At 43.8% G+C, this 21,561-nt stretch carries 20 protein-coding genes and 1 tRNA gene; 9 read left to right on the top strand and 12 right to left on the bottom strand.

Annotation, left to right across the window (positions count from 1 at the left end; genetic code table 11):
* Positions 1-55: 55 nt before the first annotated feature.
* Together IPL34_RS15400 and IPL34_RS15395 are read left to right on the top strand one after the other, a co-directional pair.
* Complete coding sequence (locus IPL34_RS15400) at positions 56-364, top strand: hypothetical protein (RefSeq protein ID WP_296842336.1); 309 nt, start codon at positions 56-58, stop codon at positions 362-364.
* A gap of 402 nt (positions 365-766) precedes the next feature.
* Positions 767-1,252: an RICIN domain-containing protein gene (locus IPL34_RS15395; RefSeq protein ID WP_296842335.1), complete on the top strand. Its 486-nt coding sequence runs from the start codon at positions 767-769 to the stop codon at positions 1,250-1,252.
* Positions 1,253-1,315: 63 nt separating this feature from the next.
* Here the strand turns inward: IPL34_RS15395 and gabT are convergent, their stop codons facing one another.
* The 7 genes from gabT to IPL34_RS15360 form a co-directional block, all read right to left on the bottom strand.
* Positions 1,316-2,587 carry a 4-aminobutyrate--2-oxoglutarate transaminase gene (gabT, locus tag IPL34_RS15390; protein WP_296842334.1) on the bottom strand — a complete coding sequence of 424 codons (1,272 nt, stop codon included), beginning with the start codon at positions 2,585-2,587 and terminating at the stop codon, positions 1,316-1,318.
* A gap of 376 nt (positions 2,588-2,963) precedes the next feature.
* Positions 2,964-3,035, bottom strand: a tRNA-Ile gene (locus IPL34_RS15385).
* Between the two features lie 379 nt (positions 3,036-3,414).
* Complete coding sequence (locus tag IPL34_RS15380; protein WP_296842333.1) at positions 3,415-4,221, bottom strand: ABC transporter permease; 807 nt, start codon at positions 4,219-4,221, stop codon at positions 3,415-3,417.
* A 3-nt stretch (positions 4,222-4,224) separates the two neighbouring features.
* Complete coding sequence (locus tag IPL34_RS15375; protein WP_296842332.1) at positions 4,225-5,472, bottom strand: ABC transporter permease; 1,248 nt, start codon at positions 5,470-5,472, stop codon at positions 4,225-4,227.
* Between the two features lie 29 nt (positions 5,473-5,501).
* On the bottom strand, positions 5,502-6,548 hold the full coding sequence (locus tag IPL34_RS15370; RefSeq protein ID WP_296842331.1) for an ABC transporter substrate-binding protein: 1,047 nt from the start codon (positions 6,546-6,548) through the stop codon (positions 5,502-5,504).
* A 34-nt stretch (positions 6,549-6,582) separates the two neighbouring features.
* Positions 6,583-7,689, bottom strand: coding sequence for an ABC transporter ATP-binding protein (locus tag IPL34_RS15365; RefSeq protein WP_296842330.1), 1,107 nt, complete (start codon positions 7,687-7,689; stop codon positions 6,583-6,585).
* Positions 7,690-7,879: 190 nt separating this feature from the next.
* Entirely contained in the window at positions 7,880-8,656 is a 777-nt protein-coding gene (locus IPL34_RS15360; protein WP_296842329.1) for an FCD domain-containing protein, read from the bottom strand.
* 141 nt (positions 8,657-8,797) lie between these two features.
* On the opposite strand from IPL34_RS15360, the gene IPL34_RS15355 reads away from it, so the two are divergent.
* Positions 8,798-9,343, top strand: a complete 546-nt coding sequence (locus IPL34_RS15355; RefSeq protein WP_296842328.1) for a GNAT family N-acetyltransferase — start codon at positions 8,798-8,800, stop codon at positions 9,341-9,343.
* Between the two features lie 5 nt (positions 9,344-9,348).
* Here IPL34_RS15355 and IPL34_RS15350 read toward each other — a convergent pair whose 3' ends face one another.
* The 3 genes from IPL34_RS15350 to IPL34_RS15340 all read right to left on the bottom strand — a co-directional run bounded on the left by IPL34_RS15350 (position 9,349) and on the right by IPL34_RS15340 (position 10,711).
* Positions 9,349-9,861 (bottom strand): GNAT family N-acetyltransferase, encoded by a 513-nt coding sequence (locus tag IPL34_RS15350; protein ID WP_296842327.1) that lies wholly within the window; start codon positions 9,859-9,861, stop codon positions 9,349-9,351.
* Complete coding sequence (locus IPL34_RS15345; RefSeq protein WP_296842326.1) at positions 9,852-10,112, bottom strand: DUF1778 domain-containing protein; 261 nt, start codon at positions 10,110-10,112, stop codon at positions 9,852-9,854. Before IPL34_RS15345 ends, IPL34_RS15350 begins: the two co-directional genes overlap by 10 nt.
* A 71-nt stretch (positions 10,113-10,183) precedes the next feature.
* The gene (locus IPL34_RS15340; RefSeq protein ID WP_296842325.1) at positions 10,184-10,711 is read right to left on the bottom strand and encodes a GNAT family N-acetyltransferase; all 528 of its coding nucleotides are present in this window, start codon (positions 10,709-10,711) and stop codon (positions 10,184-10,186) included.
* A 75-nt stretch (positions 10,712-10,786) separates the two neighbouring features.
* Between IPL34_RS15340 and IPL34_RS15335 the strand changes: the two genes are divergently transcribed.
* Positions 10,787-11,737 carry a helix-hairpin-helix domain-containing protein gene (locus tag IPL34_RS15335; RefSeq protein ID WP_296842324.1) on the top strand — a complete coding sequence of 317 codons (951 nt, stop codon included), beginning with the start codon at positions 10,787-10,789 and terminating at the stop codon, positions 11,735-11,737.
* 88 nt (positions 11,738-11,825) lie between these two features.
* Here IPL34_RS15335 and IPL34_RS15330 read toward each other — a convergent pair whose 3' ends face one another.
* Complete coding sequence (locus IPL34_RS15330) at positions 11,826-14,609, bottom strand: COR domain-containing protein (RefSeq protein WP_296842323.1); 2,784 nt, start codon at positions 14,607-14,609, stop codon at positions 11,826-11,828.
* A gap of 191 nt (positions 14,610-14,800) precedes the next feature.
* Here IPL34_RS15330 and IPL34_RS15325 point away from each other — a divergent pair, with 191 nt between their 5' ends.
* Positions 14,801-16,174, top strand: a complete 1,374-nt coding sequence (locus IPL34_RS15325) for a UPF0149 family protein (protein ID WP_296842322.1) — start codon at positions 14,801-14,803, stop codon at positions 16,172-16,174.
* A 179-nt stretch (positions 16,175-16,353) separates the two neighbouring features.
* On the top strand, positions 16,354-17,706 hold the full coding sequence (locus IPL34_RS15320; protein WP_296842321.1) for a hypothetical protein: 1,353 nt from the start codon (positions 16,354-16,356) through the stop codon (positions 17,704-17,706).
* A gap of 48 nt (positions 17,707-17,754) precedes the next feature.
* Here IPL34_RS15320 and IPL34_RS15315 read toward each other — a convergent pair whose 3' ends face one another.
* On the bottom strand, positions 17,755-18,705 hold the full coding sequence (locus tag IPL34_RS15315; RefSeq protein WP_296842320.1) for a L,D-transpeptidase: 951 nt from the start codon (positions 18,703-18,705) through the stop codon (positions 17,755-17,757).
* 271 nt (positions 18,706-18,976) lie between these two features.
* Between IPL34_RS15315 and IPL34_RS15310 the strand changes: the two genes are divergently transcribed.
* The 3 genes from IPL34_RS15310 to rlmKL all read left to right on the top strand — a co-directional run bounded on the left by IPL34_RS15310 (position 18,977) and on the right by rlmKL (position 21,538).
* Entirely contained in the window at positions 18,977-19,633 is a 657-nt protein-coding gene (locus IPL34_RS15310) for a 7-cyano-7-deazaguanine/7-aminomethyl-7-deazaguanine transporter (protein ID WP_296842319.1), read from the top strand.
* A gap of 258 nt (positions 19,634-19,891) precedes the next feature.
* The gene (locus tag IPL34_RS15305; protein WP_296842318.1) at positions 19,892-20,569 is read left to right on the top strand and encodes a tellurite resistance TerB family protein; all 678 of its coding nucleotides are present in this window, start codon (positions 19,892-19,894) and stop codon (positions 20,567-20,569) included.
* 3 nt (positions 20,570-20,572) lie between these two features.
* Complete coding sequence (gene rlmKL, locus IPL34_RS15300) at positions 20,573-21,538, top strand: bifunctional 23S rRNA (guanine(2069)-N(7))-methyltransferase RlmK/23S rRNA (guanine(2445)-N(2))-methyltransferase RlmL (RefSeq protein WP_296842317.1); 966 nt, start codon at positions 20,573-20,575, stop codon at positions 21,536-21,538.
* Positions 21,539-21,561 lie beyond the last annotated feature (23 nt).

Genomic DNA, 21,561 nt, shown 5'->3' with positions numbered 1-21,561 from the left:
CAAAAACCATAATTAAACTGTGTTTATAATGAAGTGAGTGGAGGAGTGAGTGAAAATGAAAAAGTCATGGTTAATCGGTCTACTCTTATTACTGAGTAGTTCTACTGTGTGGGCCTCTACTTGGTCTGGTTGGTATCCTACTCGAACCCAAGCGAGTAATGCTGCCTTAGCGAGTTGTCGAGTGCATTATCGTGCTCCTTGTGTGGTGAAACAGTGCCAAACCACTTATGGTTATAAAAAGCGTTGGCGTTGTGAAGCTTCACGTATGAAACGTTGGGATGATCGTGGGCGCGGACGTGGTTGGGATGATCGCGGACGCGGACGTGGTTGGGATGATCATGGGAGTGGGCACGGTCGTTACTAAGCGAGCGCTAATCCTACTTATTATTAGTTGAATTTAGATTATAATTAGAAAAGTAATTGTGTATTCGGCTGTTAGGGGTATTACTGCTTATATGAGTGGTTTCTTACTAAGCGGCTTATAAGATTACTGACTAAGAGTCTCAGAATACATAATTACTTTTTTATTAATTAAGTGAAAAGTAGTTGTTAACCAGAGTAAATAAAAGACCAGATTAATTTGTCTACAAATTTATATTTTGCTCGTTATTTTTTAAAGCCATAAGCGGTTTTTAAAAAGTCAAGAGTAGTAGTTATTATATGTAGCGTTAAAAATTACCATAGGCAATGATCTAATTGTATTATAGACTATTAATAGTGTGAATATCCTACTAATATAGTCATGAGTGTCAGCGAGGTTTAGATCATGAAAAGCTTAGTTTTTGCTAGTGCTATTGCTCTTAGTTGTTTATTAGCCTTGCCAGTGGCTAATGCGAATCCTACTGGTAAAAGAATGATCGTTGCTTATCATAGTGAAAAATGCTTGGATGTAGCGAATGCATCAACACAAAACAATGCGAATGTTCTTCAGTGGAGTTGTCATGGAAAGCCTAACCAACTTTGGCTTATTGAGAATCGTGGTAATTATTCGATTATTAAATCTGTCAATAGCGGTAAGTGTTTAGATGTAGCAGGTGCTTCACCTCATAATGAGGCTAATGTGATCCAATGGCAATGTCATGGTGGAACCAATCAACGTTGGATTATTAATAAGGTGGCTAATTATTACACTATTAAGGCTTATCATAGCGAGAAATGCCTTGATGTAACGGGCGCATCCCATGCGAATGGTGGCAATGTGATTCAGTGGCAATGTCATGGCGGTGTTAATCAGAGATGGCATATTCGCTAGTTATCACCACATGCTGGGACTACACAGTACCTCCTTGTATAGAAAGTACTGTGTATAACCTCTTTAACTAATTTCAGCTAAGGATTCGCCAATAATATCCAAGCCACGCTGTAATTGTTCATAAGGTACAGTGAGCGGTACTAAAATACGCACCACGTTTCCATAAATACCGCAGGACAATAAAATCAAACCTTTTTCGCGTGCTTTAGTGACCAGAGCAGCCGTTAATTCAGGTGAAGGTTTGCCGTCTTTCATCAATTCGAGCGCAATCATAGCTCCCAAGCCGCGTACTTCCGCCACAATGGGATATTTTCTAGCAAATTCATTGAGACGTGTGCTTACTTGTTCGCCTACTGCCTTAGCACGATCTAAAAGTTGTTCTTCTTCAAACACATCCAAGACCGCTAACGCTGCGGCACAACCTAATGGATTGCCCCCATAAGTACCCCCTAAACCACCGGGACCTACCGCATCCATAATTTCAGCTTTACCGACAATACCCGCCATAGGGAAACCGCCCGCAATGGATTTAGCAAAGGTCGTAATATCCGCAGCCACTCCCATTTGCTCCATAGCAAAGAAGGTTCCAGTGCGACCCGCTCCGGTTTGAACCTCATCGGCAATTAATACAATACCGTGTTTGTCGCATAAGTTACGCAACGCTTGCATAAAGGCAGCAGGTGCTACATAAAAACCACCTTCACCTTGTACAGGTTCTAAAATAATGGCGGCAATATTTTGCGGTTCAGCATCAAATTTAAAAATACGTTCAATCGAAGCGAGTGAGTCCGCCACACTGATACCGTGCAATTTATTGGGATATAAAGCACGGAAAACATCGCCGGGCATAATGCCCATACCCGCACTATAAGGTGCTACTTTACCGGTGAGTGCCAGCGTAGCCATAGTCCGTCCGTGATACCCACCCCCAAAGGCAATAACCCCAGTGCGTTTAGTATGAGCACGAGCTATTTTCACCGCATTTTCAACCGCTTCGGCTCCGGTAGTAAAGAGCGCTGATTTTTTGGCAAAGTCGCCGGGCATAAGTGCATTCACACGCTCACATAATTCCACATAAGGCTCATAACCTAATACCATAAAACAGGTATGCGAGACGCGGTTGATTTGATCAATCACCGCTTGTTTGACTTTAGGGTGCAGATGTCCGGTATTGAGCACGGCAATGCCACCGCCAAAATCGATTAATTCACGTCCCTCTACATCATGCAGTGTGGCATTTTCAGCATGATCAATAAAATGAGGGTGTGCTAGTCCCACGCCCCGTGCGACGGCTTGTGTTTTGCGCTCAATTAATTGCGCATTAGTTTTAGTCATTTACGCTCTCCCAAGGGTTAAACCCCAAACGTGGTAATCGTGATACGAATGAAATATAAATCGGGTTACGGATTATTGTTATGGTACAAGCCAAGCCAGACCATACTAGGTTTGAAGTAGTGCACTTAAGATAGGAATAATGACTGAAGACGAGTAGCCTCCCCACCTCGGTAGGCTCAATGCTTTGGCATAACAGGGCAAGTGACACGCAGTAGTACTGTTAGTGCACTAGCGCTTTCATGCTACCCAGCACTGAGGCGACTTTAGTGGTGTTTAAGCATTTAATCTCCAAAGAGACTAAGGGCTTAAACCGGAGGCGTCCTCCATTTTATAGTGCCCTTGCGGGCGAGGTTTACCGTTTACCTAAAAAGGGTAAATGTACTAGTTGGAATCGAACCAACAACCGACAGATGATGAGTCTGTTGCTCTACCAGTGAGCTATAGTAAGGGCAGGTTGATCGGAATCGAACCGACGCATACTAGCTAAGCTAGTTGCTCTACCACTGAGCTACGACCTGAGTATTTGAGGATATAACAAGCTGATACACACACTAACCAGTGGTAGCTGTGTCAGGTGGCGTCAGATACCACACCGCTAGCTTATTAATCATCTCAAATGCATGACAGCCTTTTTTGGGCTGGGAGTGGGTCAGTTATGACATTTAACCACTCACTATTATCCTTATCAATGCAACTGTAGTGCCAAAGTACGGTATTAACTTAACTCATTAAAAATCCAGTACTTTGTAGATACACGGTTAAACCTATTGTGCGCTATTCCTATCTAATTAGATAACTTTTATCACCTCATTGATGCTGCAAGATACTTAAAAACGTTCATTACGGCGGCGTAGCCATTCGACCACCAGCAGTAATAAAACCGACATAATGATTAAAATCGTGGCCATGGCTGCAATAGCCGGACTGATATTTTCTCGAATACCGGAAAACATCTGCATAGGTAAGGTGCGCTCGGTAGGACTAGCTATAAACAAAGCAACGACCACTTCATCAAACGAAGTGGCAAATGCGAATAAGCCGCCAGAGATCACACCAGGTAGAATTTGTGGCAATACAATATCAAAGAATACTTGAACCGGATTAGCACCAAGGCTTGCACCGGCACGAATTTGGTTAGCGTCAAACCCTTGCAAGGTGGCACTGACTGTAATCACCACAAACGGTACACCAAGCACGGCGTGTGCAAGTACTAAACCCGTATAAGAATTAAGTAAGCCCACTTTGGCAAAGAAGAAGTACATGCCCACGGCGACAATGACTAGAGGTGCTACCATCGGCGAAATAATCAGTGCCATGAGTAAACCCTTACCCGGAAAGTCGGCACGATTAAAGCCCACGGCGGCCAGCGTGCCAAAGATCATGGCAAGTAAAGTTGCTAGGGGGGCTACTATCAAACTGTTTTTAAGTGAAGATAACCAAGGTCCCGGACTGAAAATAGTTTCATACCATTGCCATGAAAAGCCATCCAAAGGATAAGTTAAGAAGCTGCCACTATTAAAAGATAGCGGAATAATCACTAGGACAGGCAGCATCAAAAACACCAGCACTAATCCACATAAAATCCTAAAGACCCAAAACCATACTCGTTCCACAGTCGATGCATAAGGTTGCATGGCTTATCTCCGGCTAGGTTGCTGTTGATTAACAAGACGTTGATACACGATATAGAGTACTAAGGTCACGATCAGTAACAGAGCGCCCAAAGCCGCTGCCATGCCCCAGTTATTGGTGGTATTGGTGTAGTACGCCACATAGTAGCTCACCATTTGATCCGAAGGGCCGCCCAATAAAGCCGGCGTAATGTAATAACCCAAAGCCATAATAAACACTAATACAGTACCTGCGGCTACTCCGGCGAGGGTTTGAGGTACATAGACTTCCCAAAAGGCTTTAAAGGGGTGTGCACCTAATGAAATAGCGGCACGTTGATAGTGCGGAGAAATGCCCTTCATCACGCTATACAAGGGTAATACCATGAAAGGTAACAAGATATGCACCATCGCTATCAATACGCCCAAGCGATTAAAGACTAGCTCCAATGGTTGACTAATCAACCCTAAACTCATCAAACCGTTATTCACTAAGCCTCCCGATTGCAACAACACTATCCACGCCGCAGTACGCACTAGGAGCGAAGTCCAAAAGGGCAATAACACAAAGATCATTAATAGATTGCTCGTGCTAGTGGGCAAAGTAGCCAGCAAGTAAGCCAAAGGAAAACCCAGCAACAAACAGATTAAAGTCACAGCCCCTGAAATCCATAAGGTGCGTAGAAAGACATCAACATAGACCCGTTTTTCTGCTGCAATGGCGGTTACTTCACCTTGGTTATTGCGCTCAAAATCGAGTGCTGCCAGTAGGTAACGATCCGTTGTTTGGGGGGCAACGCGCTTTAAGGTTTGCCAAGTGGCTAAATCTGCCCAGCGTGGATTAATATTTCCTAACGTTTCCTGCCACGTAGTAGTGGGCTGATCGGGTAGTTTGCGCAGAGTCTGCGTGACTAAGGTGCGCAAACTCGGATCTTCATAATTCAAGCGCCGCCCGACTGAGCCAATAGCACCACTCGCTAAAGAGTTCTTAAGCTCCTGCGCTAAAGAGGCATAAAGCGCTTCGGAGGGAGGGCTTTGTCCATCCCACTCTTCTAGTAATTGAGCGGTTTGGGGTAATGCTTGAGCTAGTTCACTATTGTCTACGCTGCGCCATAGCATACTGCCAATAGGGAAAACAAAAGCGATTAATAAAAACAGCGCTAAAGGGGCGACGAGCAAAAATGCTTTAAATTTACGCATCCGCTCAGCACGACGCAATTGAGATTTTAATGAACTACCCGTAAGCGGCTGCATAGCCATAGGACTCGTCGCCATTTTAAACTCCTTACCCAGCTAAAGCAGGATTATTTTGCAGCCCAAGCATTAAAGCGTTGCTCTAATTCTTCGCCATTATCCACCCAGAATTCAGTACCCATTGCCAAGGTTCCTTTGAGGTTGTCAGCGTAGGTAGGCATTTCCTTGGCTTTATCTCCTAGCTTATCAATGGCTTCTGGATTAATAGGGCCATAAGGGATTTGGCTAGAATAAGCCGCTTGAGTCTCGGCTTGACTAGCAAACTTAATGAATTCATAGGCGGCGTCTACGTTTTTGCTACCTTTAGGAATCGCCCAGTAATCCAGATCGTAAATACTCCCCGGCCAAGTGATCGCTAATTTGCGTCCTTCGGCTTGAGCAGCGGCAATGCGGCCGTTATAGGCAGAGGACATGACCACATCACCCGCGACTAACCATTGAGGCGGCTGAGCACCTGCTTCCCACCATTGAATATGGGGCTTGAGTTCGTCAAGTTTCTTGAAAGCACGCTCTACGCCTTCTGGAGTAGCGAGCACTTTGTAGACTTCTTCAGGAGCTACACCATCCGCTTGTAGTGCAAATTCGAGGGTATATTTAGCACCCTTACGCAGACCACGTTTGCCGGGGAATTTCTGTACATCCCAGAAGTCTTTCCAACTGGTAGGTGCTTCTTTGAGTTTTTCCGCATCGTAAGCCAATACGGTAGACCAGACGAAAATACCTGCCCCGCATTTATTGACCGCACTTTCGATGACTTTATCTTTAATGCCTAATTTGTCCCAATCTAAAGGCTCGAATACGCCTTCGAGACAACCACGCGTGAGTTCAGGAGATTCGACCTCTACTAAATCCCAACTCACATTTCCGGTTTCTACCATAGAGCGAATTTTGGCAAATTCACCGTTGTAATCACCCGGGGTGAGTTCGGTTTTAGTTTGAGCTACGAAAGGGTCGTAATAAGCCTTTTTCATCGCATCACCCGAGGCTCCCCCGAATGAAATCACGGTCAATGCTTGAGCTTGAGTGCTCACCAGTAATCCAAGACCGAGTAAGCTAGCCGTAACTAAGTGCTTTAATGAGCGAGAAACTGCATTCATATTAAAACTCCAAGCGGTTGGTTGTATGGTTGGTTTATTGAGGTAGTTGCTTTAAGGCACGGGCATCTTCATCACGCCAGCCCATGACAATCTGATCTTGAGGGTGAATAGGCGTGCTTAATTCACTCACGGGTACTTTAATACAAAAGTTGGTATTACCGGCAAATTCACAACGCAGCCGTACATGATCCCCTAGATAAATCAGCTCTTGTACAGTGCTAGTAAATTGATTTGGCAGGGTTTGCGCCACAGCACCAATACGCACCCGCTCTGGGCGGATGGAAAATAATACCGACTCATTGAGTGCTAAGGTTTCAGTAGCGTTGTAAGCCCCTGATATTAAGTTTTGTCCAAATTGTAAGTGATAAATAGCTTGATCATGACCGACAACTTGTGAAGCTAAGGTATTGTTTTCGCCAATAAACTGCGCCACAAACGCATTGGCGGGATATTCATAGAGGTTTTGCGGGCTGTCAATTTGTTGGATCACGCCATCATTAAAGACCGCCACTCGATTAGACATAGTGAGGGCTTCGTCTTGATCGTGGGTGACGAATACCACGGTGAGTCCTAGTTGCTCATGCAAATGTTTAATTTCCATCTGCATATGCTCGCGTAGTTGCTTATCGAGTGCCCCTAGTGGCTCATCCATTAACACTAATTGCGGTTCAAAGACTAAAGCGCGGGCTAGGGCAACGCGTTGTTGTTGTCCACCAGAAAGCTGTTGCGGGCGACGCTTAGCATATTTAGTGAGCTGAATCATATCCAGTATGCGTGTCACTTTAGCTTTGGCTTGATCTTTGGGGATTTTGCGTGTTTTAAGCGGATAATGCAGGTTTTCTTCCACTGTCATATGGGGGAAGAGCGCATAGTTTTGAAACACCATACCAATATTGCGCTGATGGGGAGGGAGAGCATTCAGGCGCTGTGTCCCTAGAAAAATATCTCCTTGAGTGGGTACTTCAAAGCCCGCCAGCATCATCAGGCAGGTAGTTTTACCGGAGCCTGAAGGGCCTAGCAGTGTTACAAACTCACCGCGCCCTATAGCAAGATTGAGGTCACGTACTACTAAGTGTTCACCATCATAGGTTTTTTGTACGCCTGTAAAACGCACCAATGGATCTACTAAATGAGATTGCATGCTGGATTCCCTGTGTTATGGCACGGCCACCATGGAAGTATTGGATTCAGGATACTTCTACAGGAGGCGTGAGTTATTTATCTCATAACCTGAGCGATCTGGCAAGACTATTTATCATAATAAATATGATTAAATATTTTGGTGGTCACTATAACTCTAGCTTAACCCCAATCTTAAGTTAGCTTCTATTTTAAGATTGGGGTGAGAGCAGTTGTTGACGTGATAATTGGGTTTGTACTTCTAGACTAAAATCGTGGGCACTACACATATGATCACGCATCAGCGTTTCGACAGCTTGGGCATCGTGAGCTTTAAAAGCTTTAATTAATTCACGGTGATAGTACAGATTAGATTTAAAAAACTCTTGTTGTCCGGGAGGCTCCATGCGGTTGTAAATAATTAAATCCTTAATCAAATCATTCAAAAAACGCCCAATAAAAGCCAGTACTGGATTGCGGCAGCGCTCCGCAAGGAGGTTATGAAAGTCTAATTCAGCAATACGATGCTCTAGATGTTGCTCGATGCTTTGCATAGGCGAGTCGGTACACAACTCAGTCAAACGCTCTAGTTCTAGATAATCGTCCTCGGTCAAGTGCCCAATCACCGAGCGGGCAATTTCAGGCTCCACTAAGCGGCGTAATTGATATATATCCGTGCCTTCAAAAGCATGAAAATGCAAATAGTTGCGTAGCATTTGCGAGGCTAGGGGATAAGGGACTTGAGCGAGTACAGCGCCACCATTAGGACCGGTTTTAACCGTAATTAGCCCTTGCACTTCTAGTGATTTAAGGGCCTCACGTACCGTTCCTTTGGAGCACTCAAATAATTCTATTAAAGCTTTTTCATTAGGTAAGCGCTCACCCGGCTGAATATCTTTCACCACAATCCAACGTTTTACCGCCTCAACAATTTGATCGGCGCGTTTTACTCGGCGCTGCGATTCCAAAGCAGCTAAATCTTTCACCATGAACACCTTTTAATTCTGATTTATTATCAGAGTACTCTGATTAGCATCTATATAGCTAGAGTACTTGACATGATCGTACCAAAACGGCGCTAGTATAGTATGGATCAGAGTAGTGACCTAGCAGCAAGTGAGGATAGTTCAATGGTAATCGAAGAGACGTTGGTACAGCATCAAACAGGAATTGAGAGGTTACATCAGCAAGCATTTAATGCTGAAGCGGGACAGATCCAACAATTATTGCTTAATTTTCAGCAAGATGCTAGTGCCCAACCCTTATTAAGTTTAGTGGCACTAGAGCAAGATCAAGTGGTGGGGCAAGTAGTGTTTTCGCAGGCACTGATTAGCGGACAAGCTCAGGCTAAGGCGTTTATTTTAGCGCCTTTGGGTGTTTTGCCTACTCATCAAAGTAGTGGTATAGGAAGTCGGTTGGTCAAAGCGGGGCTAGAACGTTTAGCCCAACAAGGTGCAGATTTGGTTTTTGTGTTTGGTGATCCTGATTATTATGGACGCTTTGGGTTTCAAGCGGCGAATGCTTGGGAGTTGCCCGCGCCTTATCCTATCCCAGCGCCCTATGAAGAGGCTTGGCAAGTGGTAGCGTTACAAGCGCAAGCACTGGGCACGATTAAGGGGCAGGTATTGTGCTGTGATGCATTGAGTCGCTTGGAGTTGTGGCAGGTGGAGTCCTAACCTGCCTAGTGCAATTCAAAACCACTGACTCGTAAATCTGCAACGCGCACGATCATAGCGCGTTCGGGATCATAGGGAATGTCCTGAAAACCATAATGTTGGTAAAAGGCTCGTACTGAATCATCCAATGGATGAGTAATTAACCCATAACATCCGGCTACTTCTGCAATGTGTACTACCGTTTTAAAGGCAAAAATTAGTAAGGACTGAGCTAAACCTTGACCTTGATAATCCATATCGACAGCCAGTTGACCTAATAAAATCACTGGAATGGCTTCAGGTTTATTACGCTGCTGAGCTTTAGGCAAAAATTCGCGGCGTATTTCTGCGGCTAAAAGTGCAATATAAGCCGCAATTTTGCCGTTTTCGGTATCACACATCACATTAACGCGGGATATGTTCGCCTTATGATTTTTCCATGCATGGCGTTGAAACCATTCATTAAGAGAAGCTCGTCCACAATCAAAGTCAAAACGATTATCGTGTTCTGCTAAAGGGCGTGGTTTGCTTATTCCCATATAGGTTTCACTTTAGCCAAGCGCTGCAAAGCCGGAATCCGTTGGGGGGGGGTATTAAGCCATGACTCAAAGGCTTGCCAATCCTGATCAGGTATTTCGACCACTGTTCGATTCATGATTTCCATTTCGGCAGATTCTAATGCTTTACGCCGCATAAAGTCGCTGAGAGTGGTATGAGTATATTTAGCCGCTATTTCTAATAACTGGCGTTCAGCCTCGCTGACCCGCACACTGAGTATTGCAGTAGCCATAATGATTGATTCTCATCAGAGTGTATGACAAAAGAATACGGCATTTAAAGCTGATACCACAAGAATAAAAATCAACCTTCAGTAGGATGTTCCGGTGTACTCAAAATCTTTTGATACAGCACCACATCGAGCCAGCGCCCAAACTTATACCCAACCTCATGCAGCACACCTTTCTCCTCAAAGCCGAGCTTTTGATGTAATGCAATACTGACCGCATTTTGTGAATCAATCACGCCTATCATTGTGTGATAGTTTTGCTCCCTTGCTTTAGCCATCAGTCGTGTAAGCAACTGTGTGCCTATCCCTCTACGACTATAATCAGAATGGACATAAATCGCGTGCTCAACCGTGTACTGATAGGCAGGAAAGGCACGAAAAGCCCCATAAGAAGCAAAACCCGCCAATTGACCTTCAGGTGTAACTAAGCCAATTACCGGAAAATGTTGGGCGGCTTTTAACTGAAACCATTGGGTTATTTGCTCACGAGAGCGCGGCTTGTAATCATATAAGGCGGTGGAGTGCAAAATGGCATGATTAAACAGCTCTAAAATAGCTGCGCCGTGAGTGCTATCATCACAATCGACCCAGTTTAAATTCATTTGTTAGTGTCCTTTAAAATCCGCTAGGAGATTAACAAAATACTCAATAAAACAATACCAGATAGGGTAAACGCAATGAATAAGAAAATGACTGATGTGAAATACGTAGGTAGCGCGGTAGCGACTCGCTTAGAAGCGCATGGAATCAGTACCCTAGAGCAACTCGCTCAAGCGACTCCTGAGCAATTGCAGGCAGTGCCGGGGATTGGCGCTAATACCGCCTTGATCATGATTGAAGATGCTAAGCGTCTAGTCAGTGGTGAAGCCGAGCCTAAGGCTAAATCTAAGCGTACTAAAGCTACAGCACAACAAGTCGCCGTTGAGGAGCCAAACAGTGAAGCAGTAGGTACTGTAGAAAATCCTGAGCCAGTGGCTGTTAGTGAAACTACCTCAAACAATGCTGAAGCAGTTGAGCAAGCATCTAATGCTGCCTCTGATGAGACTGTTTCTGAGCAAGCTGAAGCTCCTACAGACACAACCACACCTGAAGTTACAGAGTCCGAGGTCGTAGCACCAACAGCGTCAGAGCCTGCAAAGGCGACCCCATCTAAAGTACCTGCTAAACCCAGAGCCACTAAAACCGCCAATAAAGCACCCGCTAAACCCAAAACCAATTCACGCTCTAAAAAGCCCAGTGCGGAAGCCTCAGCGGAGACGAGTGCAGAGACAGCCCCTAAACCTGCACCCAAAAAACCTAGAACGGTAAAACCGAAAGTAGTTGTGCCTGAAGTGGTTGAGTCTGAACCCGTAGTAGCTACCGTGTTGAGTGAGACAGTAACCGTGGTTGAGGTACAAGATAGTACTGATGCTATCGAAGTGAAGGCTAAGCAGGATAAGGTTAAATCTAAGGGTGATAAGGATAAGAAAGATAAAAAGGCTAAAAAAGATAAGAAAGACAAAGATAAAAAGCACAAAGACAAGAAAGAAGCTAAGAAAGATAAAAAAACGGGCGATAAGGATAAGAAAGACAAGAAGGCTAAAAAAGCCAAAAAAGTGAAGCAAGATGATTCACATTTATCAGCCTAGTGCTGAAAAATAGTGTTTTATAGTAAAAATTAGCCTTTTGTTTTGCATGCTTAGTTAGATTAAGGCTGTCTGTAAAGGCAGCCTTGCATTAAAAAGCGGAATCAGTGCGTTTTTTCAAGCGTTGTTGAGTAGTTTCAATCACGATTCTTAACATATCTGCTGCTTCTGTCCATGCTTCATCCTCATTGGCACTCGAAGTAATCCAGTTTTTTGGTATCCCTTGTAAGGTTGACAATGCTAAATCTTGATAGCTACAAGTGCGTAAGCGAATGGGAACCACTATTTTAGTGCCCGCCTTATGAGCTTCTAAGGCTTGTTCAAACTCCCGTTTATAGCAAAAATCGGAGTTAATAAAATCCGCACTCACTAAGCACAGCACAATATCAGCCTCGTTTAATTGCTGCATGATTTTAGGTTCCCATTCAACCCCTGCATCGATGTGAATATCTGCCCATAGTTTTAGTTTGTTTAAACGTACTAGAGGAGAAAAAGCGGAGAGCATATTACCTAAATGCTTAGCATCTTTATGAGCATAAGAAACAAAAGCAGTCACGGGCGTTTGAGCGACTTGATCGCGCATTTGTGGCTCTTCAATCCCATCTAGTAGATCAGCAATAGAAAAACGTTTTTTTAATTTACCTACACTAAACTCTTCATCGCCCATAGCTTCCAGATCAACTAACTCAGAGTAGCTCCAAAGTATATTACTATTTGGAATAGGGACTTGTTCTTCAAAAGGTAAATCAGTGAAGTCATTAATAATGTCTTTTAAAGTTTCACGAATAAAGCTTAGTAAGCGGCGTGGTTCTGCTCCATACGCATCAATGTTAATCCGTTTCTCTTCACGGTCGATACGCACTCGTGCTTGAGCTTTGAAAATAATTGGTTTGTATAACACCATCCCTGTGCGCCAGCGTAAATCGCCTTTGATAAAATCGTGCAGTTTAACCATGAGGCGCGGGAAAATACTATCGGGCAATAACTCAGGAAACTCGACCGTAAAATGAATAATAGACCCTGTAAAATTAGAATCAGGCTCATTAATTGGTAATAGTTGAGGTATAACGTAAGTTTGCTGATTTAAAGGAAAACATAATTCAAATTCCTGCATGACTCTAATAATATAGAGTAATTTTGCTTTGGGATAATGAAAATGCTGGTCGCTAGTATTGCCTGCTTGATAGCACGCATCATTAATAATGCTATCCAACTCGCTTTCGCACACTATGCCCTTATGCTCTACAATGTGTTTAGAGTTAATAATACGATAAACGCCATTAGTGAGCCAAATAGGGTTAAGTATTTGAGTATCAAAAGCTTTTAAATTACGAAAATTAATGACTAAACCTAGATCATGCAGAAATTGTAATAATACCGACTGGCTAAAGGGCTTATCTACACCATGCTGTAGGCAAATACTTTGATATTCACAGGAGTCAATATAGTCCTGCTGCATATTTGTAAAGTGTTCTTTGACCGCAAGCCAAGTACTTGGAAAGGGAGTACGCCGTGCAGGGGCTTGGCTCATTTGGTCTTTGAGTGCGCTTATAAATTCAGTAATGCCTTCATCGTTTTTGCAGGATAATTTAAAATAGCCTTTGATTTGGGAATATTTTTCATTGAGTACTTTACGATTGACTTCAAAAGAGGGATTTTCATCCATTTTATTGAGTACGATTAATACCGGAGAGTTGCCACCAAAACTATTGGCGTGTTTGAGCCAGTATTCGGCTTTTTCATCTTTGCGGCTATCGAGCACTAGGACATAGATGCAGCGCTGGGACAGGAAAAATTGATGGGTGGCGTGCATGACTTCTTGACCACCAAAATCCCATAGATGAGCGTTAATGTTTTCATCTTCTAATTGAAAGGTGGTTTTTTGAATTCTGATGCCGTGAGTTTGGCTTTCTTTGGGATCAAAGGATTCTTGGCGAATACGTTTGATGAGTGAGGTTTTACCTGCTGCGCCTTCACCTAAGAATATTATTTTTAGCTCATTGAGATTTTGTGCATTCGTTTCGATTTGCTCAAAGTATTCTAAAACCGATTCACGTCCTTCCTTAGCAAACTCAACAGGGGGAGTAATTAAGGGACAGTTAGAAACATTAATTAATTTTTCATAGTTTGCACATGCATTATAGCATAGAGTTATATCCTCTTTTAGCAGGTGGGTAATATGCCTTAGGTCACAAATAGATGTTTCAGATATATTCAAATAAGCTAATTGATCTAGATTTTTCAATACACTTAAATCTGTTACTTGAGTGCTATAGCAAGAAAATAGTTTTAGTTCCGTGAGGTTTTTTATAGGAGTAAAATCCCTAATGTCATTATTAGAGCAGTATAGTGCTTGTAATTGAGAGAGGTTTTGTATAGGGGTTAAATCCCTAATATCATTATTAGAGCAATGTAGTGTTTTTAATTGTGAGAGGTATTGAATAGGTGATAAGTCAGTGATTTTAGTGCTATAGCAGTATAGTGCTTGTAATTGAGAGAGGTTTTGTATAGGGGTTAAATCCCTAATATCATTATTAGAGCAATGTAGTGTTTTTAATTGTGAGAGGTATTGAATAGGTGATAAGTCAGTGATTTTTGTATTAGAGCAATCTAGTTCTTGTAATTGAGAGAGGCATTGAATAGGTGTTAGGTCACTTACTGATGTGTCAAAGCAATATAGTTTTTGTAATTGAGAGAGGCTTTTTAATGGTAGTAAGTCATAGAGATTACGATTAAAACTAATATTTAATGTTTCCAGCCATAGTAGTTCGCCTATTTCTTGGGGTATTTCAGCTAAATCACAATTAATCAGATCTAATTTTCCAGTACGTTCTTTTTTCTCTTCCTGAATTCTCCGCAAGGCTTCTTCTGACATAAGGGCTTCCATGACTGACCAAAGGGCATAGCCATGTTATAAATTTCCCCCAACAAACTCAAACCTAATCTCCTGACTCTCTTAACCTCACCTAGGCTCAGGCTCACGCCCACCGTGTAGGTTAAAGTAGACGTACTAGGGGTACGGTATTATGCTTGGTGCTTTTAATTTGGCTGGGGCTAATACCACGCATGGACAAAAATACACTAATCAATACCTTGAGTCGTTTTGGTCAACCAGACCCCACTCAGCGTAACACCGATTTTTCTGCCCTAAGGCTCACTCAAGCAGATGCACCCACACTGCTAGATTTGCTGCTTTACTCCGATGAGCTAAATAACCAAGAATCCACTTGGTTCGTCACCCTCTACGCATGGCGAGCCTTAAAATCCTTAAATACCCCTGTCGATATTACCGAGTTACTCACCGCACTCGAACTCTATCAAGATCATGATTGGGCATTAGATGAGCTACCTGATGTCGTAGCCGCCGCTGGAGAACGCGCCCTAGCACCGACCTTAGCCTATATTCAAGACCCAGAGCGCGATGAGTTTTTACGGAGCCTAGCGGTCGAGATCCTACCCTTAGTGGGGCATGATCATCCTGAGTTGCGTGCCACGATTGTTGAACAGTTAACCACTCTATTAGCGCAACAAACAGCCGAAACACCAGAGCTCAATGCGTTTCTAGTCAGTGCACTACTGGATTTAAAAGCGCTGGAATCCCTCGTAGTCATTAATAAAGCCTACGAAGACAACAAAGTAGCGATTGCCATAGTCGGTGATTTTGAGGATGTGGAAATTGAATTAGGGTTACGCACCGAGCGCACTAAGCCGCGTGAAAACCCTAATAAATGGTTGAATCAAGACGATGAGGGGCTAGAGCCTCCGTCACAAGCCCCTGTGCCAGATGATATTGCTAATGATGATCTGTTTGATCGTCTGCAACAGCATCTAGATTACTACGGGCATGAATACTCTATTCAAGAAGTCGCGGGTTTAGATGGTCTATTTGCTGCGGTGTCTTGTGCGCCCAAGATGATTATGCCAACCGAATGGTTAGCGGCGATTTGGGGCGGGGAAGATTATATGCCTGAGTTCCCTGGTCAAGCCGAGTTGACTATTTTCGTTGAACTGATTATGAAACTGTTCAATCAAACGCATCAGCATTTAAAAGAGACCAAGAAATTCCAAGCCTCTTTTATGAGCACTATTGATGAGAATGGTGAGCAGATTCTTAATGTGCATAGTTGGTGTGAAGGCTTTATGCGCGGTATTGTGCTGGGTCAACCGCCTCTGATTGAAGCGCCTGAAATGCAACAAATGCTCACCCCCATTGCTATTTTTGGTACACCCCAAGGCTATGCAAAAGTAGAGCAGATGAGTGATGCCGAGGTGCAAGAGTGGGCAGTACAAATTGAGCCTACGGTGCTGAAAATTCGCAATTGGGCGATTGCTCATGCCCCCAAACTTAAACCGATGGTAAATACTGTCAAAGTAGGGCGTAATGATCCTTGCCCCTGTGGAAGTGGCAAAAAATATAAAAAATGTTGTGGCGCTAATTAACCTACTGATTTTTAAGTGAAATAAACTACAAGGTCAGGCTTTGACCTTGTAGTGCTATCTCTTTAGCAAGCTCGCTACTGTTCCTAATTTCCCCTCATAATCTGAATATCGCACGCTATAATTCGCTAGGGTTTGTATGTTACAAACCTAGCTACCTCCTTGATTTTTGAGGTTAAACGATGATGAGTATCCAACCACAGTCTCATTCGGCGACCGGAGTATGCGATATTGATGCGCAGCCGATGGTATTTCATTGCAATCACTATAACCGCACCCTACAACAGACGATTGAAAACTGCCGCCATATTGATAGCCGTTCGATTTTAATTCACGCTGCTGCTGAAGTGAGTTTCTTAGGGCTAAAACAACATTTCTTAATGCATCCAGAGCTGAATATCACTGAACGCCTTGCCTATGCCGAAGCCTTATATGCCTATTGTGGGTTTGGACTATTGCCCTTAGTAGCCACACTCAAAGCTGCTCAGGGACAGTCAGCCTTTAAACTCAGCACCGCCTCTTCGCACTATGGTCAAGCATTGGCTTTGAATTTTGAAAAGCGCCGTTTTGCAGGAGAGTATTTTGATCTGGGATTTGTAATAGGTACTTTGATGGCGACCTTTGGGTTTGCTGTACAAGGACGCCTGACTAATGAAGCCCTCTCACTCAAACATAAACAAACCACGATGGAAATTGAATTAGGGGGCGAGGAGTTTGCCTACTTATTTCAATTAGAAAGTGGTACTACTGCCTATTTGAGTGCTGTTGGCGTGAGTGCTGAAGTGCCAGAGCGTAAGGTCAGGTCCTCGGTCGATGAACATGCCATTATTCAAACCCTCAGCCAAATCACTTTTGCGGGTAATCAATACGGTTTAATCCCTGCATTCGGGGTGCAGCTTACCCGCCATTATGCGGATTATTACAATCTGGTCTCGTTTCGCTTTGAGCAGCAACTCACGCAAGCACTAGCACAGCGTCCGAGTCTTACCGATTTACTGGTTTATGACTATCCCGCGTTATTTTATTATCGCCAATACATTGATCTGAGAGGATTAAGTTTATCACGCACCTTATTGATTGAAGCAGGGCATATCTGCGGCTTTAATACGATGGGCGGGATTATGAGTTCGGAGGCATGGGATCAGAAGATTATGCCCATGATACAAACCCGCGAGGATTGGTTACATGGCATTATTGCGGTGATTAATACCTTGGGTTGGGGAGTATGGCGCATTAGTGAGCTAGTCCCCGATGAGCAGTTAGTGATTCGCGTGTGGCATCCCTATGAATCATTGGGCTATTTGCGCTGGTTTGGTATGGCGGATCACCCCATTGATTACTTAGTGCAGGGTGTGGCGGCGTCTTTAATGAATTTAGTCTATGAAGGCGATATTACTGAGCGTCCTGCATTGACACCGCAGTATTATCAACAGATTAATCGTTCATCTACCTCGTTTTGGGCTGAGCAGAGTGCTTGTGTAGCGATGGGGGACGAGTATTCTGAGGTGAAAGTGACGCGCCGTAAGCGGCAGTAAGTGAGTGAGTGTCCGAAGGATTCAGTACTCCTTCGGACTGAGCGGCACTTAGAGACCAATATAGACTAAGGTTCCCGTAGGTAAGAGGTTATAAAGCTCGATGACCTCGGCGTTATACATACGAATGCAACCGTGGGAAGCAGGGCGTCCGATTAAGCCCTCTTCGGGTGTGCCATGAATATAAATAAAGCGGTTTTTAGAGTCTACGTTGCCGCCCTTATTTTTCCCCGGCTCTAGTCCGTCCAACCATAAAATACGGGTTGTGACATGATCGGTTGGAACATCAATAGGTTGAGTAATAATGTCTGCTTTCGTTCCGGTGTTACGTCTTGCCTTAAAAATCGTGCCTAAGGGTGCTCCATCGCCAAACTTTTCTGCAATGCGATGTACACCTAGTGGGGTTTGATCACTCCCTGCTTGATTGCCTGCCCCTTTAGTAGCAGCCGAAATACGATATTCGCGTATCAGTTGTTGTCTTTGAAAGAGCGCCATTTTTTGTTCACTAATATCCACTAGAAGAACCAAGTCATTGGGCGTTGGAAACGCTTGCATTAAACGCTCAAGGGTAGGGCTAGGGTTATTAAGATCTACTGAGTCTGCTCCCATAGCAGTGGTATTTATAACTGTGACATGAGGATCGGAAATAGGGGGCATATGTTGAGCAATAAAGTCATTAGGGTTGATTTTTTGGGCGTCTTCAAAAGCAGTGATTTGCCAAAAGTTAGTGTTATGGTCTAAGGCAATCAAACCCTCAAAAGGTGTATTTTGCCCTTTAAGGGTGAGTTGACCGGAAGCCCGGACTACTGCTTTGTTATCCGTCATCTGTAAAGTGCTAGCGTTAGTGAGCTGGGCAGCGCTAATACTACGACAACGCTCGTACTTATAAGAGGGACGTATTTGCAAGGCAGTAGTGCAGTCGCCCTGAGCAAGTGCTTGGTAAAAATCCTGTACTACTTGTTCTGGGGAGCTAGCTGCAAAAGCAGATGATGTTAGCAACATGAGACTCAAATTTAACTGGGCAAACAGTGACTTCATAATGATTAATAGTCCTAATGGTAGGTATCTGCTAAAGGCAGCAGCGCTTTATATAGTGTGCACTGGGTGCTATTTAGTTTAACTCAGTTATGCCATAAATTCCCCCAGCCGATACTGAATAAATTTAATCTTGCATCGCCTTGATTCTTCCGTATAATCGCCGCCCGACGCAGCCCAGGTGCTAGCGTCTCACTATTGGGTTCCCTCACCCCCAACTAACAAAAAGGTTTAGATCATGAATACTTCCGTCGCGCCTAGTCGCAATCCTTTAGCACTTTTAGTGGTGTTTCACCTGCTCGTGATTGCCGCGAGTAATTATCTAGTCCAAATCCCCGTAAGCTTTGGCAGTGTGACCACCACATGGGGCGCATTTACTTTCCCCTTAATCTTTTTAGCCACGGATTTAACGGTGCGTCTGTATGGAGCCGCTGTGGCGCGTAAGATTATTTTCTTTGCCATGTTGCCCGCTTTAGTGGTGTCGTATGTGTTTTCGGTCATTTTTTATCAAGGTGAGTTTCAAGGCTTAGCGCCTTTATTGACCTTTAATAGCTTTGTAGGGCGTATTGCTTTAGCGAGTTTACTAGCTTATCTGATAGGGCAATTACTGGATGTGAAAGTGTTTGGTTTAGTACGCCAGCATTTCACCCAACGCTGGTGGGTAGCGCCTGCGGTCTCTACCGTAATAGGTGGCTTAGTCGATACCCTAGTCTTTTTCGGAGTTGCCTTTTATCAAAGCTCTGATGCATTTATGGCCGCGAATTGGCCTGAAATTGCTACGGTTGATTATGCGGTGAAACTATTAGTGAGTTTATTGATTTTTGTCCCAGCTTATGGGGTAGCGATGCGTACTCTTGCGGCGTGGTTTATGAAAAACCAAGCACTGAATGCTTAAAGTTTAGTCTTAAGTACCTGAGTGAAAGTTATCGAGTATTTCTGGAGCAGTCTTGGCGGCAGGGATGCCGCCTTGAAGCGTACAAGGAGGTATTCACAGCGACTGCGGAAGGAATACTCGATAACTTTTGCATGACTACTTACGCATAATACGAGTATTAATGACGCTACCGCTATTTCAAGCTAAGCTTATAAAAGTATTGGGTGATAGTTTAGTTTAAGTCATACCTCACTTTTACAAGAGCGAAAGGAAAACATAATGGATATTAATAATTTATTTGATCAATTACTAAAAACTGGCAAAGACATGGCGCAAAAAGGTCAGTCTATGGCGCAAGAGCAAATCAGTAATGTGACCAATAGCAATGATCCTATGGCTAAACTCAAAAGCGGTGCAATGGCGGCGGGGGTATTAGCCTTATTGCTAGGTACTAAGCGTGGTCGTGGTGCAACCTCTACGGCTTTAAAAGTAGGAAGTGTGGCAGCCTTAGGTGGTTTGGCTTATCAGATGTATCAAAAATGGCAGTCTGGTCAATTAGGCGGTACTACCGCTCAAGCGGATGCTCAGCCTCCTTTATTGCCCGTACAAGACGAAGTGCAAGCTACCCGTTTAGATGCTGAAACCTTATTAAAGGTGATGATTGCCGCTGCTAAAGCCGATGGTCATGTAGATCAAGCTGAACTAGCGACTATTCGTGAGCAATTAAAAGCTTATGAATTAGGTGCACAACTCAATGATCTGATTCTCACCGAAATGACTAAACCTACTACGGTTGATGAGATTGCAGCACTAGCCAATAATGACAAAGCCGCCGCGATTGAAGTGTATTTGGTGTCTAAGTTAGTGGCAGGTGAGGCTAATGAAGCAGAAAAAGCTTATTTGGCTCAATTGCAACAAGCGTTAGGTTTACCTGATGCCTTAGTGCAAGGCGTCTAATACATGACCGAAACTGCATCATTACCTAGTACAGCCATTGCCACTGATTTAGCTAATCGCTTACAAAAAAATCTACGTAAGCTCAAGCCGTTTATTAAATCAGGGCAAACCAATGCTTATCGGATTTATGATGCAGATATGCCGGAATACGCCATAGCGATTGATCGTTATGGCGAATGGTTGCATGTGCAGGAATATGCAGCCCCTAGTACTATCGAACCAGAAGTCGCCGAGCGCCGCTTACAATTAGTGATGAATACTTTGCCTGAGGTGCTGAATGTGCCGCCTGAGCGTATTGTGCTTAAGCAGCGCCGGATGCAAAAGGGCTTAGAGCAATATCAGCGTTTAGGCAGTGCAGGGCAGTCTTTAACGGTATTTGAGCACGGTGCTAAGTTTAAGGTGAACTTGGTTGACTATTTAGATACGGGTTTATTTCTTGATCATCGCCCGATGCGTTGGTGGATGCAGCAACACGCTAAAGGCAAACGGGTCTTGAATCTGTTTTGTTATACCGGAGCGGTGAGTGTCCATGCAGCCCTAGGGGGCGCGGCACGGGTGGATAGTGTGGATATGTCCGCTACCTATTTAGATTGGGCAGAGGATAATTTTCGCCTTAATAATTTGCCCGTTGAAAATTACCGCTTTATTCAAGACGATGTGACTGAGTGGCTGCCTGTCTGTCCGCATCGCTATGATATTATTTTTCTTGATCCTCCCACCTTTAGTAATTCCAAACGCATGCGAGCGGATTTTGATGTGCAACGCGATCAAGTCTGGCTCATCAATCAAGCGATGAAGGTACTGAACCCTAAGGGGATTTTGGTTTTCTCGAATAATTTCCGCCGCTTTAAGCTCGATCCTATTATTAACGAGCGCTATCACGTCACTGATTATCATCAGCAATCCCTACCCCTAGACTTTGAGCGTAATCCTAAGATTCATGCGTGTTGGTTGATCCAGCTTAAGTAGTATTTATCTTTATTTAAATATTT

The sequence above is a fragment of the Thiofilum sp. genome, from assembly GCF_016711335.1.
In the GTDB taxonomy this organism is placed as follows: Bacteria; Pseudomonadota; Gammaproteobacteria; order Thiotrichales; family Thiotrichaceae; genus Thiofilum.
The sequence above is the reverse complement of the archived record's forward strand: the minus strand, read 5'-3'. Positions and strand labels throughout refer to the sequence as shown.

Bases quoted from the DNA above. Each gene is read 5' to 3' on its own strand.
- IPL34_RS15400 (WP_296842336.1), top strand. From the start codon at position 56: ATGAAAAAGTCATGGTTAATCGGTCTACTCTTATTACTGAGTAGTTCT.
- IPL34_RS15395 (WP_296842335.1), top strand. From the start codon at position 767: ATGAAAAGCTTAGTTTTTGCTAGTGCTATTGCTCTTAGTTGTTTATTA.
- gabT (WP_296842334.1), bottom strand. From the start codon at position 2,587: ATGACTAAAACTAATGCGCAATTAATTGAGCGCAAAACACAAGCCGTC.
- IPL34_RS15380 (WP_296842333.1), bottom strand. From the start codon at position 4,221: ATGCAACCTTATGCATCGACTGTGGAACGAGTATGGTTTTGGGTCTTT.
- IPL34_RS15375 (WP_296842332.1), bottom strand. From the start codon at position 5,472: ATGGCGACGAGTCCTATGGCTATGCAGCCGCTTACGGGTAGTTCATTA.
- IPL34_RS15370 (WP_296842331.1), bottom strand. From the start codon at position 6,548: ATGAATGCAGTTTCTCGCTCATTAAAGCACTTAGTTACGGCTAGCTTA.
- IPL34_RS15365 (WP_296842330.1), bottom strand. From the start codon at position 7,689: ATGCAATCTCATTTAGTAGATCCATTGGTGCGTTTTACAGGCGTACAA.
- IPL34_RS15360 (WP_296842329.1), bottom strand. From the start codon at position 8,656: ATGGTGAAAGATTTAGCTGCTTTGGAATCGCAGCGCCGAGTAAAACGC.
- IPL34_RS15355 (WP_296842328.1), top strand. From the start codon at position 8,798: ATGGTAATCGAAGAGACGTTGGTACAGCATCAAACAGGAATTGAGAGG.
- IPL34_RS15350 (WP_296842327.1), bottom strand. From the start codon at position 9,861: ATGGGAATAAGCAAACCACGCCCTTTAGCAGAACACGATAATCGTTTT.
- IPL34_RS15345 (WP_296842326.1), bottom strand. From the start codon at position 10,112: ATGGCTACTGCAATACTCAGTGTGCGGGTCAGCGAGGCTGAACGCCAG.
- IPL34_RS15340 (WP_296842325.1), bottom strand. From the start codon at position 10,711: ATGAATTTAAACTGGGTCGATTGTGATGATAGCACTCACGGCGCAGCT.
- IPL34_RS15335 (WP_296842324.1), top strand. From the start codon at position 10,787: ATGAATAAGAAAATGACTGATGTGAAATACGTAGGTAGCGCGGTAGCG.
- IPL34_RS15330 (WP_296842323.1), bottom strand. From the start codon at position 14,609: ATGTCAGAAGAAGCCTTGCGGAGAATTCAGGAAGAGAAAAAAGAACGT.
- IPL34_RS15325 (WP_296842322.1), top strand. From the start codon at position 14,801: ATGGACAAAAATACACTAATCAATACCTTGAGTCGTTTTGGTCAACCA.
- IPL34_RS15320 (WP_296842321.1), top strand. From the start codon at position 16,354: ATGATGAGTATCCAACCACAGTCTCATTCGGCGACCGGAGTATGCGAT.
- IPL34_RS15315 (WP_296842320.1), bottom strand. From the start codon at position 18,705: ATGTTGCTAACATCATCTGCTTTTGCAGCTAGCTCCCCAGAACAAGTA.
- IPL34_RS15310 (WP_296842319.1), top strand. From the start codon at position 18,977: ATGAATACTTCCGTCGCGCCTAGTCGCAATCCTTTAGCACTTTTAGTG.
- IPL34_RS15305 (WP_296842318.1), top strand. From the start codon at position 19,892: ATGGATATTAATAATTTATTTGATCAATTACTAAAAACTGGCAAAGAC.
- rlmKL (WP_296842317.1), top strand. From the start codon at position 20,573: ATGACCGAAACTGCATCATTACCTAGTACAGCCATTGCCACTGATTTA.